At 40.8% G+C, this 18749-nt stretch carries 17 protein-coding genes; 4 read left to right on the top strand and 13 right to left on the bottom strand.

The features are described 5' to 3' along the window. Positions 1-69: 69 nt before the first annotated feature. The 11 genes from CCS02_RS02810 to CCS02_RS02855 all read right to left on the bottom strand — a co-directional run bounded on the left by CCS02_RS02810 (position 70) and on the right by CCS02_RS02855 (position 11740). A complete protein-coding gene (locus CCS02_RS02810) occupies positions 70-1722 on the bottom strand; it encodes a phosphoethanolamine transferase (protein ID WP_100635676.1) in 1653 nt (550 codons plus the stop codon). A gap of 302 nt (positions 1723-2024) precedes the next feature. After that, positions 2025-2195 (bottom strand): hypothetical protein, encoded by a 171-nt coding sequence (locus CCS02_RS22220; RefSeq protein WP_012069620.1) that lies wholly within the window; start codon positions 2193-2195, stop codon positions 2025-2027. A gap of 14 nt (positions 2196-2209) precedes the next feature. After that, on the bottom strand, positions 2210-3166 hold the full coding sequence (locus CCS02_RS02815) for a class I SAM-dependent methyltransferase (protein ID WP_100635677.1): 957 nt from the start codon (positions 3164-3166) through the stop codon (positions 2210-2212). Between the two features lie 175 nt (positions 3167-3341). Beyond that, positions 3342-4736 (bottom strand): PepSY-associated TM helix domain-containing protein, encoded by a 1395-nt coding sequence (locus tag CCS02_RS02820; protein ID WP_100635679.1) that lies wholly within the window; start codon positions 4734-4736, stop codon positions 3342-3344. A 152-nt stretch (positions 4737-4888) separates the two neighbouring features. Further along, positions 4889-5311, bottom strand: a complete 423-nt coding sequence (locus CCS02_RS02825) for a DUF2946 domain-containing protein (protein WP_157807966.1) — start codon at positions 5309-5311, stop codon at positions 4889-4891. Between the two features lie 98 nt (positions 5312-5409). Next, a complete protein-coding gene (locus CCS02_RS02830; protein ID WP_072840909.1) occupies positions 5410-5778 on the bottom strand; it encodes a DUF2750 domain-containing protein in 369 nt (122 codons plus the stop codon). Positions 5779-5885: 107 nt separating this feature from the next. Beyond that, positions 5886-6893, bottom strand: coding sequence for an adenosine deaminase (locus CCS02_RS02835; RefSeq protein WP_100187776.1), 1008 nt, complete (start codon positions 6891-6893; stop codon positions 5886-5888). Positions 6894-7055: 162 nt separating this feature from the next. Beyond that, positions 7056-8123 carry a BMP family ABC transporter substrate-binding protein gene (locus tag CCS02_RS02840; protein ID WP_072840911.1) on the bottom strand — a complete coding sequence of 356 codons (1068 nt, stop codon included), beginning with the start codon at positions 8121-8123 and terminating at the stop codon, positions 7056-7058. Positions 8124-8180: 57 nt separating this feature from the next. After that, positions 8181-9113, bottom strand: coding sequence for an ABC transporter permease (locus tag CCS02_RS02845; RefSeq protein ID WP_012069627.1), 933 nt, complete (start codon positions 9111-9113; stop codon positions 8181-8183). Between the two features lie 9 nt (positions 9114-9122). Beyond that, entirely contained in the window at positions 9123-10190 is a 1068-nt protein-coding gene (locus CCS02_RS02850; RefSeq protein WP_100635682.1) for an ABC transporter permease, read from the bottom strand. Further along, on the bottom strand, positions 10187-11740 hold the full coding sequence (locus tag CCS02_RS02855; RefSeq protein ID WP_084122509.1) for an ABC transporter ATP-binding protein: 1554 nt from the start codon (positions 11738-11740) through the stop codon (positions 10187-10189). Before CCS02_RS02855 ends, CCS02_RS02850 begins: the two co-directional genes overlap by 4 nt. 622 nt (positions 11741-12362) lie before the next feature. Between CCS02_RS02855 and CCS02_RS02860 the strand changes: the two genes are divergently transcribed. The 3 genes from CCS02_RS02860 to rlmM all read left to right on the top strand — a co-directional run bounded on the left by CCS02_RS02860 (position 12363) and on the right by rlmM (position 15202). Continuing rightward, positions 12363-13328, top strand: a complete 966-nt coding sequence (locus CCS02_RS02860) for a GGDEF domain-containing protein (protein ID WP_232728802.1) — start codon at positions 12363-12365, stop codon at positions 13326-13328. A gap of 103 nt (positions 13329-13431) precedes the next feature. Continuing rightward, positions 13432-14103, top strand: coding sequence for a TIGR01621 family pseudouridine synthase (locus CCS02_RS02865; RefSeq protein WP_100187781.1), 672 nt, complete (start codon positions 13432-13434; stop codon positions 14101-14103). A 46-nt stretch (positions 14104-14149) separates the two neighbouring features. After that, on the top strand, positions 14150-15202 hold the full coding sequence (gene rlmM, locus CCS02_RS02870; protein WP_100187782.1) for a 23S rRNA (cytidine(2498)-2'-O)-methyltransferase RlmM: 1053 nt from the start codon (positions 14150-14152) through the stop codon (positions 15200-15202). Positions 15203-15319: 117 nt separating this feature from the next. On the opposite strand, the gene CCS02_RS02875 is transcribed toward rlmM, so the two are convergent. Both CCS02_RS02875 and CCS02_RS02880 read right to left on the bottom strand, forming a co-directional pair. Continuing rightward, the gene (locus CCS02_RS02875) at positions 15320-16990 is read right to left on the bottom strand and encodes a L,D-transpeptidase family protein (RefSeq protein WP_100635686.1); all 1671 of its coding nucleotides are present in this window, start codon (positions 16988-16990) and stop codon (positions 15320-15322) included. After that, positions 16987-17274, bottom strand: coding sequence for a YkgJ family cysteine cluster protein (locus CCS02_RS02880; RefSeq protein WP_100635687.1), 288 nt, complete (start codon positions 17272-17274; stop codon positions 16987-16989). Before CCS02_RS02880 ends, CCS02_RS02875 begins: the two co-directional genes overlap by 4 nt. A 183-nt stretch (positions 17275-17457) precedes the next feature. Here CCS02_RS02880 and CCS02_RS02885 point away from each other — a divergent pair, with 183 nt between their 5' ends. Beyond that, a complete protein-coding gene (locus CCS02_RS02885) occupies positions 17458-18696 on the top strand; it encodes a GGDEF domain-containing response regulator (RefSeq protein ID WP_232728803.1) in 1239 nt (412 codons plus the stop codon). Positions 18697-18749 lie beyond the last annotated feature (53 nt).

The raw sequence follows: 18749 nt of genomic DNA on the forward strand, positions 1-18749 counted from the left end.
TATAAATTATTATATGTGCACTAGAATATAGTAGATAAAGTAAATAAAAAGTAAAAAATAATGTGTATCTTAACCTTTTTCATTGTTTTTTCGGCATTTTTTGTAAAGATCGAGTTCTTGGTCATAGGTCGATGTTTTTACATCCATGATGCCAAGTAGAGAGTGAAAGATATAATCTTGCGATATGTTGCTGTTTTGAGCTTCATTTTTTAGACAGGTTTGATCTATGTTTTTAGTTTTTTTAAAGCCGTCCGACATCCATAACATGAGAGGGACTCTTGTTTGATAAATAGGAGCAAATGCGTAGGGTAGTCCGTGTAAAAATACGCCATTTTCTCCTAATGATTCGCCGTGATCAGAAAGATATAAGAGGCTTGTATTATACTGGTCGCTGACGCCTTTGAGTTTGTCGATAAGTTTACTGATAACAAAATCAGTGTAATGAATAGTGTTATCGTAAGAGTTTATAATGCTTTCGGAAGAGCAATTTTCTACATCATTTCTCTGACAATCAGGGGTGAATTTTTTCTGATCATCTGGATAGCGTTTAAAATAATTTGGCCCATGGCTGCCCATTAAATGAATGAAAATAACCCTATCACCTTCCATGTTTTTTATATCTGAATCTAAATTATCTAAAAGAGCCATATCGTAACAACTATTACCATTACAGAACTCATTTACTACTTCACGATTTAATGTCGTTTTAGTGATGTTGTTGGCAACATCTTTGTCACCACCATCATTTTCTTTCCAAAGTAATGAAATGCCTGCTCTTTTGAGAATGTCGATAGCATTATCTTGATGTTTGGCGACAGATTCTTTGTATTCATCTCTTGATAGAGCGGAAAACATACAAGGTACCGATACCGCTGTTGCAGTTCCGCATGACGCGACATCTCTAAATGAAATTACATCTTGTTTGCTAGTATATTCATTGGTTGGTCTTGGATAGCCATTTAGCTGATAGTTTTGTGAGCGTGCTGTTTCACCAAGTACAAAGAAAAATAGAGTCGGTTTTTGTGATGGATCCTTTATAGCTTGTTTTGCATCCTCACCAATTTTTTTATAGGTGACAGGGCTGGAAAAATAAGTGTTCTTTATGTACTTATAACTGCTTGAAAGGTAGTAAGTAGGGACAATCATTTCTTTTAAGTAGCTGTTTTTTCTACCTATATAGCTCAGATCTTTGAAGTAAAAAAAGATAATGGATAAAATAACAAGGACAGAAACGAAGATGGAAAGCGATTTTTTTATCACGCTAATTTCAGGTCTGATTTTTACTAGCGCTACCATTAAAGAAGGGATGATGCCTGTGATAGCCACCCAAAATACGGAATAAAAACTTAGATAAGAGGCTGCTTCACCTGTATCGGTTTCAAATGCGTTTTGAATAATTCCGTAATCGACGGAGATTCCATAATTATATATTACGTAACTTACAATACTGGATGTTAATAGTAAAAAAATAAATAATGGCTTGGTAATATAAGGCCAACTAATCAGACTAAATAAAATATTTGTGATTAAAAAAATAAAAATTGGCATGCATAAAAAAAGACCAATATTCATAGAGTTTGAACGTTCTAAAGCGTCATATAGTTGTACATAGAAAGGAATGTTTATAACTAACGCGTAGTACAAGGCAATCAATATCGTTAATTTAAAATATGTGATTTTTATTCTGATTTTCTTTGATAATGATTCTGATTTCAAATCCATTTTAATTCTTTCGCTTTTTATTAATTTAACAGTTAGCCTAAGCTTAGTTTCTAATTTATTTATAGCAACTTTTATTTTGTGAATTAAAAAATGTTTTAAGTGTATTTTTGTTTTTTATGTTAAATTTTTTATATTTTTTTCATATATTGAGTGCGTTTTTATGGGGAAATGACAAATTACCTAGTTCTAGGTGACGAGGGGAGTAGCTTCTCTACTATCTTATTTAGAAGTGTCTAAAATAGGATAGTAGAAAGGCAGGGAAGAAGAGTGTTTTTTATACAGTTAAGAATGAAAATTCGCGCTTAGTCTTTTTTCTCTATAGTGATTTCTAGTGTCTTGCTGTTGCCCGCAAACCACTTTTGAACGTAAAGTGATCCCATAATTGGAGCCTTGCCTTCTTCTGGCACTTCTTGGTAGCGTACGCTGTTTTTGGTTTCTTTCTCGTATTCGAATGTAACGGTTGTTTTAGACATTGTGACTTCCTTAATTAGTTAATTTCTTCATCAGGTGTTTTCTGAAATATAAGCGCTTTTAAACCGCTTTCTATGTCGATATCCAAAAACTCTGGCGGATTATCAAGTCGGTATTGAAACGCTAAAGTTGGAGCTTCTTCACGCATGCCATCAATTAAAAATTGCGCAGGTATGCTTGGATCATTGACACAAGCAAGCACTAGACCATTTTCAGCTAATAACTCAGGTAAGCGTCGTAATATTTTTTGATAATCTTTAGTTAGCGCAAAGCTGCCGCGCTGAAATGTCGGCGGATCTATGATGATAAGATCATATTCGCCATATTTTTTGATTTTTCCCCACGATTTGAAAATATCATGGGCGAAGAATTTCACACAGTTTAAATCATGTTGGTTGAGTCTGTGATTTTCTCTGCCTCGGGTAAGCACGGCTTTTGCCATATCTAGATTAACCACAAAATCTGCACCACCCGTTATGGCAGCGACAGAGAAGCCACAGGTATAAGCAAATAGATTGAGTACGCGTTTGTGTTGGCTGTTTTCTTTTACCCAGCGTCGTCCGTATCGCATATCTAGAAAAAGACCAGAGTTCTGATTCTTGCCTAGATCGAGTTGAAAAAGTAGGCCTTCTTCATTAACGATCTGTTGCTCTTGGTAATTCCCCCAGAGGCATTCAGTTGGGCTTCGTTCACGGCTTCGGTGCTGAAGTAATAGCGATTGTGCTTTGCTATCACTCCATTCAGCTCTACTTGTCCAGTTGATGATTTCTTCATTCAGTTTGTCTAGTTCATCAGCAGTTGGTTCTTTGAAAAGAGAAATGAGGACTTGTCCCTCTAGCCAATCCACAGTGATCTGTTCTAGTCCAGGAAAGCAGCGACCTCGACCGTGAAATAGTCGCTGCACGCCATTTGGTGATTGAGCTAGTTTGTTAAAAACTTGTTCTGTAAGTGTTGCGAGTGACTGCGTGTCCATAAAATACGTATTCTGATGGTGATGAAATAAGAGCAGGTATTTTACTGATAACAAGCCAAGAGGCCAGAAAAAGCCAAAATAAGGCGTATTCGGAAGGGGATATTAGGCGTCGAGGTAAAAAATATTCATCGAGCCAGTGGTTGGCTCGATGAATATTGGGCTGTTAGAAATAAAGTTATTGACGCTTCCAGCGATAAACATCAATTAATAAAAAGACGAGTAAGCTAACGCCCATAACTGGCATGCTTATACCCAGTGCAATAGCGATTAGTACGGTGATTATTTTTTGTAAACCAGTCAATCTTGCCCATGCTTGCAATAATGGTTTAGAGGTTGATCCGGCCTGCGGGCGGCGAATCCACCACATTCTGTAACCCCAAATAATCATGAAGCATAGAGATAAGCCAAATGCCGTCAGTATTATTTGGTTTACAACACCAAACAAAACACCCATGTGAGCATCAATGCCCCAGCGAATCAGCTTGGCAACAATAGGGAAGGTGGCAAAATCGGCACGACTGGTGACAGTCATAGTGCTAGCATCAACTGCGACACTGTCTACTTGAGTCGGCCATGACCGATCGATCTCACTTACTCGCCATGCTTTGTCTTTTGTTGATGAAGGTCTTATTTCTAGCTTATTGGCATCAATTCCTGCGTCTCTTGCTGCCTTGAGTACACCATCAAACAGAGCATCAATATTTTCAAATTTTTCCGCCGTTTTCTTCTTTGTCTGCATGCTGTGATGACTTGAATGATTTAGATGATCAGCATGCTCATCTGACATCATCATATTGTGATCTATAGTTGTCAGGTCTTGTGAGACTGAAGGCGTTATCCAGCCAATGCTATTGCGCAAAGTACTAATGTTATCGCCAGCCCATTTTGACCAAGTTAATCCCGTAATAGAGACAAAGATCAGACCAACAAAAAGGCAAAGACCAACTTGATAATGGCGGCGGCGCTTACGCAGATGCTCTGTTTTGCTCGCAAATTCTGCTTTGTTTTTCTTGCCCCCCTTGTACCAAAGGAAAAGTCCACCCAGTGCAGCAATCCAAAGCCAAGATGCGGCAAGCTCACTGTAATAGCGACCGAATTCTCCCAAGAGCAATTGGCGATGCATAAAGTCTATGGTCGTTCTAAAGGGTAATACACCGCTTGTACCGTAAACAGGTAAGTTGCCTGTCACTTCAAGTGTGACTGGATCAATAAATATTGCTCTAGCACCAGATAGCTCAGCCTCTTTATCAAGAAACATCACGCGTGTTGTATCACCTTTTTCTGGGGCTGGGCGAACAGCGAATAGGGTCAGATCTTTTGTTAGCTGAGACTTAGCTACTGCAATTTGTTGGGACAAAGGCTGGTTTTCGCCCACGCTTTGTGTTGTTAGTACATCTTTGTAGATGGCATTTTCAATCTGCGGCGTAATCACATAGAGAGTTCCAGTAAGAGCCGCTACAAAGATAAAGGGCCCAACAAAAAGACCAATATAAAAATGCAGTCGTGTAATTAAAAGTAGCATAGCATTTGAAGCAGATTCAGATGCCTTGTTATTCGTTTTTGTCGACATAGTAATTTCTCGTCTCATAGAAAAGGGCAAAATAACGCCTCTGAGTGAAAATCTCACTTTTCTATCATCATGAAAGACGCGCACAAAAATATCTGTTCTGTGATAAATCAGAATAGGCTGCGTCGTTTTTTTGATATTAATTATGGTATTAATTAGACCGAAATTACTGGTGGTGCTCTGGGTAAGATAGAGGTGAAGGGCACATGATATTTGTGCGAAATAGTAGCTGTTACCATGTTTGGGTAGCGGCTTTGTGTCAGTGGAATAAGCTCTAAGGTTTTAGCGTCAATCCAGTTTAAATGGAAGAGCAGGGAACAATAACCGCAGGCTTCTAATAAATTAGCGCTTTCACCATGTGCGTGATGCCCGTGGTGACTAATATGTGCAGAGCTTACCTGTTTTTGCTTACTGTTCGCTTGCTCGGAAAGCATTTTTGCATGGTCGTGCCCTGACATATCCATGGCTTCCATCTCCATGCTTTCCATAGACATTGGTGCCATGGTTGGCTGGGACGAAAGTGCATTGCTTATTTGTGAGAATAGCGGACCAAAATAAATAAGAAAAACTGCAAACAAGCCAACGCACACAGCGAACTGTGTGAGTTTATTTCTATGACTCTTTAATTTAGAGCTCTTTAATTCAAAGTACATGGCGCTTGTATCAGTAATTACTACTAACTCTTGAGGTCGATTGCATGTTCTTCTGCTGAGGAAACAATGCACTCACCAGCAAGATTAGGTGCTACACCAACCGAGAAACCATCGCCTTGCATACCTGGTAGCCACTTTTCGGCCCAATCTGCTGCGTTAATTTCCAGGCTATTGAAGCCTTGATAATCCTTCTCGCCCCAAGCTGTCGCTAGGGTTTCAGCTGGCCAAATTGGTAATACTTTGTCACTACCAAGATCTATAATCAAACAGCCTTCAGTGTCAGCAAGCGTCCATACAGAAGCGCCTTTTTTTACAAGGTTCAACACGTGGTCATAGCGATCGCTGCTAGGTAAGCGGTAAAAAGTATCATCAAGAAGGATTGTGTTTGACATGCGGTTAGCTCAATTCGGTAATATAAAAAAACAGCATCTTACCACATTGACCAAAAGAGTGATTAATTCAATCTCCCTTTAATCAATGCTGCAGATAAAAAAACAGGTTATTCGAACAGGGCGTTCAAGTGTTTTAAATGCCGTTCTTTGTGATGGTCTTCCATCCAACTACCAGTGATGCCATTTTTAGCTAATTGAAATAATTCTTCTTTGCTGATACTGGTACCGTTAATTAATGAGGCATAGTTGTCGTTCATATAACCACCAAAATAGGCAGGATCATCCGAATTAACCGTCGCATTTAGGCCGAGCGTCAACATATTTTTTATTGGGTGATTTTTCATGTCATTAACGACACAAAGTTTCAAGTTAGAAAGTGGGCAAACCGTCAGAGTTAAGTTTCGTTGCTTGATTGCTTCAATAAGCTTGTCGTCTTCCAGTGCTCTGTTGCCATGATCGATTCTATCAACGCCGATTTGCTCAATGGCTTGCCAAACGTAGTCTGGTGGCCCTTCTTCGCCAGCGTGTGCAGTGACTTTTAATCCGAGGTTTTTGCATTCTTCAAAAACGCGTAAGAACTTTTCTGGAGGGTGTCCTACTTCCGAACTGTCTAACCCAATGCCGTAAATCCATTTTAGGTGAGGCTTTGCTAACTCAAGGGTTTCAAATGCGCTTTCTTCACTTAAATGCCTTAAGAAAGACATGATTAGCTTGGATGTCATCCCCCACTTTTTCTCTGCATCTTGAAGGGCCTTATAGATACCTTGGATTTGAACATCAAAGCTAACGCCACGAGATAAATGACCTTGAGGGTCAAAAAATATCTCTACATGGACGACATTTTCACTGTGGACTTTTTCTAAATACGCCATCGTAAGGTCATAAAAATCGGCTTCGTGAAGAAGCACCGACATGCCTTGGTAATAAAGGTCTAGGAAGTCTTGTAAATTGGTGAATTGATAGGCTGCTTTTAAGGCGTCTACTGTATTGTATTTCAATTCAACCTGATTGCGTTGTGCTATGGCAAACATCTGCTCTGGCTCAAAGGTACCTTCAATGTGTAAATGAAGTTCGGTCTTGGGCATTTTTTTTGATAGTTCGATTAGTGTTTCCATAGGTTTACCTTTCGTTGCTTTGCTGTGCCTTGGATTCTTAAATATAACGATAAAAACGCAGATGAAAAAGAATGGCTGGCAGTGTTTAAGAGTGGTCGTTTAAAAAGCAGGAGAATATACAGCCAGCAGGGCTGGCCGTATATAAAAATTAATGTACAAAAATTAATGCGGGATTTCGTCAGTAATGCCTTCAACATACCAGTTAACTTGAGCAAGCTCTTGATCTGTTAACGAATGATTAGCAGGAACTGCAACATTGCCTTTGTTATCCTTGATTGGACCTGTGAATGGTTTGAATTCACCAGACTTAATTGCTGCATAAGTAGCATCAATTTTAGCGCGAACATCTTTAGGAAGGTTCGGGTTAATTGATGCTAGTGTTAGCATGTCATCATGGAATCCACCCCAGAAATCTTGAGATTTCCAAGTGCCATCCATAACAGCTTGAACTTCTTTGATGTAGTAAGGTGTCCAGTTGTCACGAACAGAAAAAATGTGCGCATTAGGCGCAAACTTGCTTTGATCGGAGGCTTGGCCGATTGCGCGTAAACCACGTTTTTCAGCCGCAATAAGCGGAGCAGGACTGTCTGTGTGCTGTAGCATGACATCTACGCCTTGGTCCATTAGCGCATTTGCAGCATCAGTTTCTTTACCTGGATCGTACCAAGTATTTGCCCATACAATTTTCATTTTTACATCAGGGTTAACGCTTTTTGCGCCCATGTAAGCTGCGTTGATGTCACGAATAACTTCTGGGATTGGGAAGGAGCCGATATAACCAATGGTGTTGGTTTTTGTCATCATACCTGCAGTGACGCCGGAGATGTATCGACCTTCATAAGTACGAAGAACATAAGTACCTAAGTTTTTATCAAGCTTGTAACCTGTAGCATGTTCAAACTTTACTTTAGGAAAGCGTTTTGCAACTTTCACCGTTGGGTTCATAAAACCAAAAGATGTGGTGAAGATTAGGTCATTACCTGCTTTTGCTAGTTGAGTAATAACTCGCTCAGCATCCGCACCTTCTGGAACGTTCTCAACGTAAGTGGTTTTTACTTTGTCGCCAAAATATTCTTCTAAGCCTTTTCTACCCATATCATGTTCGTAACTCCAGCCTAAATCACCCACGGGTCCAACGTAGACAAAACCCACTTTCAATGGCTCTTCTGCTTGAGCAATACTTGCTCCGGCTAAAAGCCCTAGACTAACCAGTAAACTTTTAAGTTTCATTGCTTGCTCCTTTGTGCCCGAGGGCGTTTTATTTAATGTTTAAATTTTTATTTAAAATCAGGCCATTTGTCTTGGATCAAAAGGTTTTCCTAGCGCTCTAGGAGCCAGTAATTTCTCTTTAAACTTGTCAGCGCTGATAATAACCATAACAACCACCGTTGCAACATACGGCAACATAGCGAGTAAGTTTGGTGAAATAGACCAGCCCAAACCTTGAAGAACTAAATGCATAATACTGGCCAAACCGAAGAGGTAAGCACCTAACATAATTCGACCAACACGCCATGAAGCGAAAACGACCAGAGCAAGTGCGATCCAGCCTCGTCCCGCCGTCATGTTTTCTACCCACATTGGTGTATACACCAAGGACATATAAGCACCAGAAATACCTGCCATTACACCACCAAACATAACGGCTAAGTAGCGAACCCTTAGCACTTTTATGCCAATGGCGTTGGCTGCATGAGGGTTTTCACCAACTGCTTTAAGTGTTAGTCCAATTCGGGTTTTGTTGACCACAAACATAAGTGCAAAGGTCATTGCAAAAGAGGAATACACCAATATGTCATGACTAAACAAAATCTTGCCAATAAACGGGATGTCAGACAGCAATGGAATGGCGATAGGTTGGAAGCCTTGAATGGTTTGACCAACCACACCTGAGCCAATAAAAGCGCTTAACCCTGTGCCAAATATCGTTAAAGCAAGCCCTGTGGCCACCTGATTTGCACCTAGATGCAGAACGAGCACGGCAAAAATCAAGCTCATTACGCAACCCATTAACATGGCAGCCAGAACACCTAAGCCTGCGCTGCCTGTACCATAAGCGGCTAAAAAACCGACCACAGCGCCCATTAGCATCATGCCTTCTTGGCCTAGGTTTAACACGCCTGATTTTTCGCAAATCACCTCGCCTAAGGCGATGAAAAGTAGTGGAGTACCGGTTTTTACAGCGGCAAACAATATTTGTACGATTAGATCTGAGTCCAAAATAATCTCCTAGTTTGTCGCTTGGTTAGAAAAGGCAAGGCGATTGTTAATGAAAAAATCACAAGCCAAAAGAAAGAATAATAAAACGCCTTGAAACATACTGACCACTGCAACGGGAATGCCCATTTCAATTTGAGCTAAGTCTCCGCCCATATAAAGTACCGCCATAAAAACTGCCGCTAGGATAGCGCCAAGAGGATGTAGCCTTCCCAAGTAGGCTACAATAATCGCTGAGTAACCGTACCCTGGTGACACATTGGGTACTAATTGTCCTATTGGCCCTGTTGTTTCACTGACACCGGCTAGCCCAGCTAATGCACCTGCAAATAACATAACAAACCAACTTAATTTTTTACTACTAAACCCTGCGTATCTCGCTGCTGGCTCATCGGAACCAAAGACTCTAATTTGAAAACCAAGATGGGATTTGCTCAAAATGAACCAAGCAATAAAAGCAGACACAATAGAGAAAGCAACACCAAGATGAATTCGACTGCTCTCAAATAGGGTTGGTAATAATGTTGAGTCTGCAAACATCGCAGACTCAGGGAAACCAAAGCCTTGAGGGTCTCTTAAAGGTCCGTGTACAGCCCAAATAAGCAGATACAATGCAATGTAGTTAAACATGATGGTGGTTAAAATTAAGTTTGAGTTAAAACGTAACTTTAAAAAAGTGGGAATGGCTGCCCAAATCATGCCAGAAGCTACGCCAGCTAATAGTGTGATGGGTAGGGCGAAAGCGGATTCTGAATCGATAAAGTAAAGCGCCATTGCAGAGCCACCCAATGCGCCAGCAAGTAATTGCCCTTCCGCACCGATATTCCACATGTTGGCCCGATAACATAGAGATAAACCAACGGCACAAAGTAGTAATGGCCCCATTTTGACGAACATTTCACCAATGTTATAACTGTCCGCTAATGGCGCAATCAGCAACACATGTAAGGCTTGTGAAGGTGATTTACCAATGGCCGAAAAAAGAATGCAGCCGAAAATTAACGTTAATGCGATAGCAAGAAGTGGCGAGGCTACTTTCATTAATGAGCTTGGCTCGGTACGAGCTTGAATGCGGATCATGCCTTGGCCTCTTGAGTGTGAAGCGATGAGTTATTAATAAAAGTTCCCGCCATCCATTGTCCGATTTGGTCTATGTTGGTTGCTTCCGTTCTTACCACTGGAGATAAGTGGCCATCGCAAACTGCAGCCATACGATCTGCTAGTAAAAACAATTCGTCTATATCTTCAGAAATGAGCAAAATGGCAGCACCTTGATCACGAAGCTCCAGTAAGGCTTGGTGAATGGCGAGTGCCGCACCAACGTCTACACCCCAGGTCGGATGCGCACAGATAAGCACTTTAGGGTTTTGTCCTATTTCTCGTCCCATAATGAATTTTTGTAAGTTGCCACCACTTAAGCTTTTGGCTTCTGAGAACTCGCCATGGCATTTGACTTTGTATTTAGCGATGAGTGCTGAGGTGTATTCTTTGATGCTTTGCCATTCCACTAGGCCGTTTTTTACAAAGCCATCGCTGTGAGTTAATAAGGTGTTTTCTGTCAGACTCATATCTGGAACAGCTCCTCGACCTAATCGTTCCTCAGGGACGTAGGCCATGCCAAGCTTACGACGTTCTCCGGCATGTAAATGACCAATGTCTAAGCTGTCGAGTGATAAGCTGTTTTTTACATTACGTTCATCTTCACCGCTGATAATCGCCATTAACTCGTCTTGACCATTACCAGCAACACCAGCAATGCCGAGAATTTCGCCAGACTTTAATTCAAAATTGATGTTCTTTAGAGATGTACCAAAAGGTTGCTTGGCTGGGAGAGATAAATTTTCAACATTAAAAGCGCGTTCAGTGCCTTCTTTTTTTGCGTAACCTGCATCTTGCTCAGCAAGATCGCCAACCATCATTTTGGCGATAGAGGCTGGCGTTTCCTCGTTTGGCACGCAAGTGTCGACTACTTTCCCACCACGCAATATGGTTGCTTTGTGGCAAATTTCCGTCACTTCATGAAGTTTGTGGCTAATAAATAGAATGCTGCAACCTTCTTCTGACAGAGTGCGCAAGACGCCAAACAATCCAGAGACTTCTTGTGGTGTGAGAACGGAGGTAGGTTCATCCAATATAAGCAGTTTTACCGATTGAACTAGGCAGCGCATGATTTCAACACGCTGTCTTTCGCCAATGGACAGTGAATGCACGTATCGGCTTGGATTAACGTTTAAACCATATTCTTCAGAAAGTTGAGTAATTCTTGCTGCTAAATCCCCAATTTTATTTAACTGAGTTTTACTTAAACACAATTCTATATTCTGACTAACTGTCAACGTTTCAAATAAAGAAAAGTGCTGAAACACCATGCCAATACCTAAATCACGGGCAATGGATGGAGATTTAATATTCACTTCTTTACCATCCCAAATGATATCGCCCTTATCTGGGGCGACAACACCATAAATGGTTTTTACCAAGGTGCTTTTTCCAGCGCCATTTTCTCCTAACAGGGCATGAATTTCACCTGGCATCAGCGTTATGCTGATGTTGTCGTTGGCAAGGCAGCCAGGATACTGTTTGGTAATGTTTACAAGCTCAAGGCGTGATACCAAATTGTGTTTTTTCAATGTTCCAGCACCTTATTTCTAGAGGTTGAGTGAGTGGAATTGCTCATTTTCTAATTTTTTATCTTTGGTTTTTTATGTTAGTTCAAAAAAATAAAACAAAACGCTCTTTTTTGGTGCGGTATTTGCACTTTTTTTGGGCGATAATCATGTCTTTTTTTATAAATTTGACCGACTAGTTAATAAAATCGATTGCCTTGTTGATATATTGGTTTATCTAATCAATATTCATGCCAACGAAGTGCACATTTGTAATGGCTTACAATACGTAAAATTAAAGTGCGTGTCTTTATTTAGAAGGATTTTCTAGGTGGGGTTTGATGTGTTTAATATTTGTGCTTCAAGGGGCTTTTCCTTGTTTGAATTGTAGGAAAAGTGATTGATATTCTGTAGAATATTGCGTTTAACTTCAGCTTTATAGAAGCCATGTTTTATGGAAAATATAGCGATTCAAGCTTAATTGCTTTTAATGTGACAATAAGTGTAGGGTACTGTGTTTTCATCGATAAAAAAAATCATAGGTAAACTATTAAATATCGGCTTTGAGGATGAGTTTGGAAATGACCTCAATCAGAAACATGTAGTGAATTTTTCCTACATGATGTTCTGTATAAGCTGTTTGTTCATGCTTATTGTGTTCTCGCTGCGTCAAATGTCCTCGGTTGCTATTTTTTCTTTGGTTGGTTTATTAATCGGTTTGGTTGGTTTACGTTACAGCTATATTGGGCATTTTTCTCGTGCTCAATTATTAATCCCCATTCTTAAAATTTCTCAAATATCCATTCTTAGCTTGTTTTACTTCGGCACTAACAGTGGTTTTCATTGGTTTTTTGTCAGTGTCATTGCTTATTCCTTTGTTGTCTTCAGGGCAGATCAGAACTTTGCTAAGTACTGGATAGTTAGCATTTCTATTGTTTTATTTCTGATGTGTGAGCTTTTGAATACGCGAGGGATTTACCTCACTTCGTTTGATCAAAGTGTTGTTGTTATTTTTGTATTTCTTGCACTCTCGTTCAATTTCGCCATGGTCATTAATCTTGTAATAAACCGACTGAAGTCGGTTAATAGTCACTTGCGAACCTTAGCTGAAATGGATGAGCTTACTGGTCTTTCAAATCGAAGAAAGGTCTTGGCGGATGCTGTTAATATTTTTGCAGATTCTGTTATCAATAGAGAGTCATGTGTCTTTGCTATTGTTGATTTAGACCACTTTAAAAAGATCAATGATACTTTTGGGCACGAAGCAGGCGATTTGGTTCTGGCAAAAGTATCAGCCATGATGGCGTCTGTTATAAGGCCTCAAGATGAAATAGGTCGTTATGGTGGCGAAGAATTTATTGTCATCATGTCAGACACTTCTTTAAAAGACGCAGAGGTTGTTATGGAGCGGATGAGGCAATCGGTCGAAAATATGCTGATAGAAACCGAGCATGGTATTGTTATTCCGGTTACTGTCAGTATTGGTGTCGCTGCTATTGCACCAAGTGTTTCGCGCTATGAAGAAATATTGGCGCAAGCGGATAAAGGTTTGTATGCGGCTAAGCGTAACGGCCGAAATCGAGTTTCTGTACAATCAGACTATCAAAGTTAGAATATATTTACTTATCTGTATTGACATATGAGTTGTCCACTTTCTCTGTGGATAAACTTGTTGGCTAATCTATTTTTCCTTTATTTTTCGTGATGAGGCTCATTTGCTCCAGATACTATTTCGCTCTGTTGATTATTGGATTGTTGAAAAACCTGCAGGTATGAGTTTTCATGCTGAGTCGGAAGAGCTGGGGGTAATGCAAACCCTGGCGATTTCTTATCCAGATCAAAGTTTTTACCCTGTTCATCGTTTGGATAAAATGACATCGGGTCTTCTGATAGTGGCTTGCCATGCAGTAGCTGCTGCAGAATTTGGAAAGATGTTTGAAAACCATGAGATGGAAAAACGCTATTTGGCCTTGTCTGTAAAAAAGCCAAAAAAGAAACAAGGAACGATCTCGGGTGGTATGGCGCCGAGCCGAAGAGGTCAGTGGAAGCTTACACAAGATAATGAAAATTTAGCTGTTACACAGTTTTTTTCTTCAGCATTTCAAGGGCTTAGGGTTTTTATTGTTAGGCCTTTAACAGGTAAAACGCACCAAATTCGTGTGGCATTAAAGAGTTTAGGGTCGCCTATTTTAGGAGATCTTAGGTACAGCGGAGAAGGAGCTGACAGAGGGTATTTACATGCCTACTCTTTGCAGTTTAATTGGCGGGGTGAGATGAAAAGTTATCTCAGCCTTCCTATATCAGGGGAGCATTTTTCGTCTGAGTTGTCTGATTTTGTCACGACTCAATTTGATGAATCTTTATTAAAATGGCCCGGTAAAAAGTAATTAATATAACTCAGCAGAGTTTTGCTTTGGCTGAGAAGGAATTTGAATGAAAAATGTTTTGGTTTACTGTCGTCAAGGCTTCGAAAAAGATTGTGCGGCGGAATTGTCAGAAGTGGCTAGTAGCAAAGGTTTTTATGGCTACGCTAAGGTTGTTCCTGATGCGGGTTACATTGTGTATAACTTTGATCAGGCGGACGCTGGTGAAACATTGATCCAGCAATTAAATTTTAATCGTCTGATTTTTGCTCGCCAGATTATTGCTGTTAATGATGTGATTGAATTAGAGCAAGGTGGTCGAGTTGAATCCTTGCTTGAAGCGGCTCGTGAGTTGCCATTAGCGGAAGAAATTTGGATCGAAACAGCCGATACAAATGACGCTAAAGCCCTGTCTGGTTTAATAAAGAAACTGGAAAAACCTTTGCGTGAAGGTTGGAAAAGGTCAGGCGTTTTGCGTAACAAGGCGGTAGGTGTTCGCCACCATGTATTTATGCTGGATGGTGAGGCTGCTTATTTGGGTGTGTCTTATGCTGCCTGTCGTAGTGAATTTCCTATGGGTATTCGTCGTTTACGTTTTCCAGCAGCAGGTCCGAGTCGTTCAACGCTTAAGCTGGAAGAGGCTTTTCTTCAATTTGTGCCAGAGCAAACGCTAGAAGCGGATTTGACTGAAGGCATGACGGCAGTTGATCTTGGCGCGGCGCCTGGTGGTTGGACTTATCAATTTGTTAAAAAGGGCATTCATGTTATCGCAATCGATAATGGTCCTATGCAAAAAGAATTGATGTCTACTGGGCTGGTTGAGCATGAAAAGGCCGATGGCTTTAAATACGAGCCGCCTTACACAGTGGACTGGTTAGTTTGTGATATGGTCGAGCGCCCAATAAAGGTCGCAGAATTGATGGCTAAATGGCTGGCGAGCGGTTGGACTAGAAGGGCTATTTTTAACCTGAAGCTACCAATGAAAAAGCGTTATCAAGAAGTAACTTTATGCTTGCAGACCATGGAGGGCTTGCTGAGAAAAGCTGGGGTAAGCTATCAGTATCAAGTTAAGCATCTTTATCATGATAGAGAAGAAGTGACTGTTTGCATTATGGTTAAATAATTTTAAGTTAAATCTGATTTTGAATCACTAAAAAGCCCCATATACAAATTTTGTATATGGGGCTTTTTAGTGATTTGGAGAAACTTAAAACAACAATTAAAGAAGTGATGCTTTCTATTAAATGGAGTCTCTGGAGCCGAAAGCAGAATATCCCATTGCTTCTTCCATAAGAGCATCTCTTTCGTAAATGTCGTTACGGAATTCCAGCATGCCATTAGCATTCGGAACAACGGTGAAATAGACCAAATAAACAGGAATGTAGGTTGGTAAGGTGATAACGGTATTACTTCCTGTTTTTAAGGAGTTATTCATATCATTGAACTGTTTGCTGCCTTTGGTTATTTCTTTGGCAAACTCTGTTGGGTTTTCTAGGCGAACGCAACCAGAACTAAAGGCTCTATCTTCTTCACGAAATAGATGTTTTGCAGGTGTGTCATGCAAATAAATCTCGTTTTTATTAGGGAACATAAACTTGAATTGGCCAAGTGCGTTGCCTTCATCTGGTTCTTGTTCGAAACGAAAAGCCAGCTTGTCTTCACTAATCGCTTTCCAATTGATTTTGGTTGAATCCAGTTCTTTTGCGCCAATGCTCCAACTTGAATACACCTTGTAGCCGTGCTTAACCAGATAATTTGGATCAGCTTGTAGCTTAGGCAATAGGTTCTCTCTGGCTATGCGATGTGGCACGCGCCATGTAGGGTTGGTTACCATGTAAGTCATCAAGCCTTTGAATACAGGTGTTTTTCTATCGGGCTTGCCGATGACGGCTTTCATTGAGGTAAGCTCACCGTTTAGGTACATGTCTACCGTGTAATTTGTTAGGTCAACCCAGACGCGGTTAGCTTCTAGTTCGCTTGGCAACCAGCGCCATCTTTCTAGGTTGTAAACTATTTGTTTTGCGCGTGTTTTTAGTGGCACATTGAGCATTTCAATGGTTTTAGAGCCTGCAGCGCCATCGGCTGTAATGTGATGGCGTTGTTGGAAGCGAATGAGGGCTTCTTTTAGGGGGGCATCGAATTGCTCTTCATTCACCTTACGAGTTGAAAAACGAATATCCCCAAGCTGAACTAGTCTTGCTCTAAGTTGTGCAACTCGTGGACCTTCATCGCCTGCTGATAAGGGGACGCCAGCGTTAACAAAAATATCTTTTTCTTTCGCTGCGAGGTCTTGGTAATACACTAACCATTTTTGCAGGACTTGATATTGTGGGCTGCGAGGAGCTAGTAGTGGTAGGGAGTTTACCATGTCTGTTGCTGAATCAAGATACAGTAAGTCTTTCCAATTATTATTGGGTGCATCCAGCTGCCAATTTGGGTCAATTAGCTGCGGCTCGTAGCGACCGTTGCTTAGGTCATGGGCGTAACTGGTTAAAGCGATTGTGCTAATAACGTCCATTTCAGCCAGTTGTTGTGGTGTTGGTTGTTTAAGGGCTAAATATTCTTTAATAGTGCCAGTATGGTAGTGAATTGGATTCAGACCATGAGTATAAGACTGCTCAAGTATGTCGACCAACTTGTATATAGACATGTTTATTTTTTTGTCTTTTATCCAAATTGGGTCGTAACCGCGGTTTTCGTAAGCCTCAAGTACAGTGTGATTAGGCAGGGCCTGGCCAGCTACCGGAGTGAATGCGTTTAGTGTTAATGACACCTGATCTTTCACGCTATTTTCTATTTGAGATTCACTGGGCGGAACGACAACAAACTGTTTGTTTGAGCCAGATGATGAGCAAGCGCTAAGCAACAAGCTGACGCAGAGTAGAGAGAGTAGTTGTTTCGCGGATGTCATTGATATTTCCTTTTTAATGAACTGGTATTTTGGGGGCTAGTTGCATCTTCTAATTGGGATAATATGTTGATGGCTTCTTCTCTACTGTTGCCACAGGCATATTCTTCAGCAGAGAAATCTGCGCATACTTTTGGTCTTGAGGGATCTCCAAATATAGCGCAGCGATAGTCGTCTAAAAGTTGCACGCAAGTTTCCCCGGCCGCTTTCCCATTAGGCATACCGGGAATGGGTGAGGTGATCGAGGGCGCCGTGCAGCATGCGCCGCAACTTGGCCGACATTGCATATTTAATACCTTATGTAGTGTTGATTTTAGTCACAATTCTTCGTGTTTGCTTTGCACAATGTTTACAAAACAACACTTTGATTAACTATTTTAGAGTATCGCAATCTTGGGTCATAGAGGATAATAAAAAAATATACATGAAAGCGTATGGATATTGTTTTTTTTGAAGGTAGGGTTTTGCAGATGATGGCAGAAAAAAAAATACTGGTAGTCGAAGACAGTCCTATGGTGTCGAAAATATTGCATCATTTGTTGTCTCAAAATCCTCTTTTTACTCCAGTGTTATGCGCTTGTTATAAAGAAGCGCAGGAAAAATTTACGGGGGCTGAGGATACGTATTTTGCGGCCATCGTTGATCTTAATTTGCCAGATGCTCAAAACGGGGAAATTGTTGACCTTGTTTTAGCGAGCAAAGTGCCTTGTATCGTGCTAACGGGGACTTTTGATGATAATTTGCGTCTGCGGTTGCTCAATAAAGGGGTGTTGGATTACGTCACCAAGGACAGTCGTTACTCTTTTGGTCATGTTATCAAGGTTGTAGAGCGGCTCAGTAAAAATCAGGGTATTAAGGTCTTGGTGGCTGACGATTCTTCTACGAGTCGACGTTTTATCAACATTCTTCTGCAGCAATATCGTTTTAATGTTATTGAAGTTGAAAATGGTCAAGAGGCGCTCGCTAAATTAGAAGAAGATCCGAGTATCCGGATGTTGATTACCGATTATAATATGCCATTGGTGAATGGTTATGATTTGGTTCGCATGCTGAGGTATAACTCTCGTTTTCAAGACTTGGTTATCATTGGTTTATCTGCAGAAGGCGATAACGCATTGTCCGCTAAATTCATTAAAGCTGGAGCCAATGATTTCCTCAAAAAACCTTTCTTTCATGAAGAGTTTCACTGTCGTATTGTGCGCAGTTTGGAAGCGCAAGAAATGCTAGAAACCATCCGTAATCTGGCGAATGTTGATCCATTAACGCAACTTAAAAACCGGCGTTATTTGTTTGAGCAGGGAGAGCAGCTTATTCGAAGCGCCTCAAGCCCTGTTTCGTTGGTCATGATGGACATAGACCACTTTAAGTCCGTTAATGATACATACGGACATATCGTTGGTGATGACCTACTGAAATTTATCGGGCTTGAAATTGCGAGTGCTTTTCCAGATATGTTGGCCTGTCGTTTCGGTGGTGAAGAGTTTTGTTTGATGACCGAAATTGATGGGGGTGAGTTACTATCTAGATTGCATCGCTTTTTAGAGGGCCTTCGGTCCAAGGAGTTTACGGAGGCGAAAATCGCACTGACTTGCAGTGTTGGGGTTTGTGTACGAGGCTCAGGCTTTTTGGAGGAGTATGTTCGGGTGGCGGACGCGAATCTTTATGAAGCTAAAAGGCAAGGTCGAGACAGAATTATTTCTGATTTATAGCGTCTGCGTGTTACGACTCGATAAAAAAACAACCCTCAGTTATTGAATGATAC

Source organism: Marinomonas sp. ef1 (genome assembly GCF_002806845.1).
In the GTDB taxonomy this organism is placed as follows: domain Bacteria; phylum Pseudomonadota; class Gammaproteobacteria; order Pseudomonadales; family Marinomonadaceae; genus Marinomonas; species Marinomonas polaris.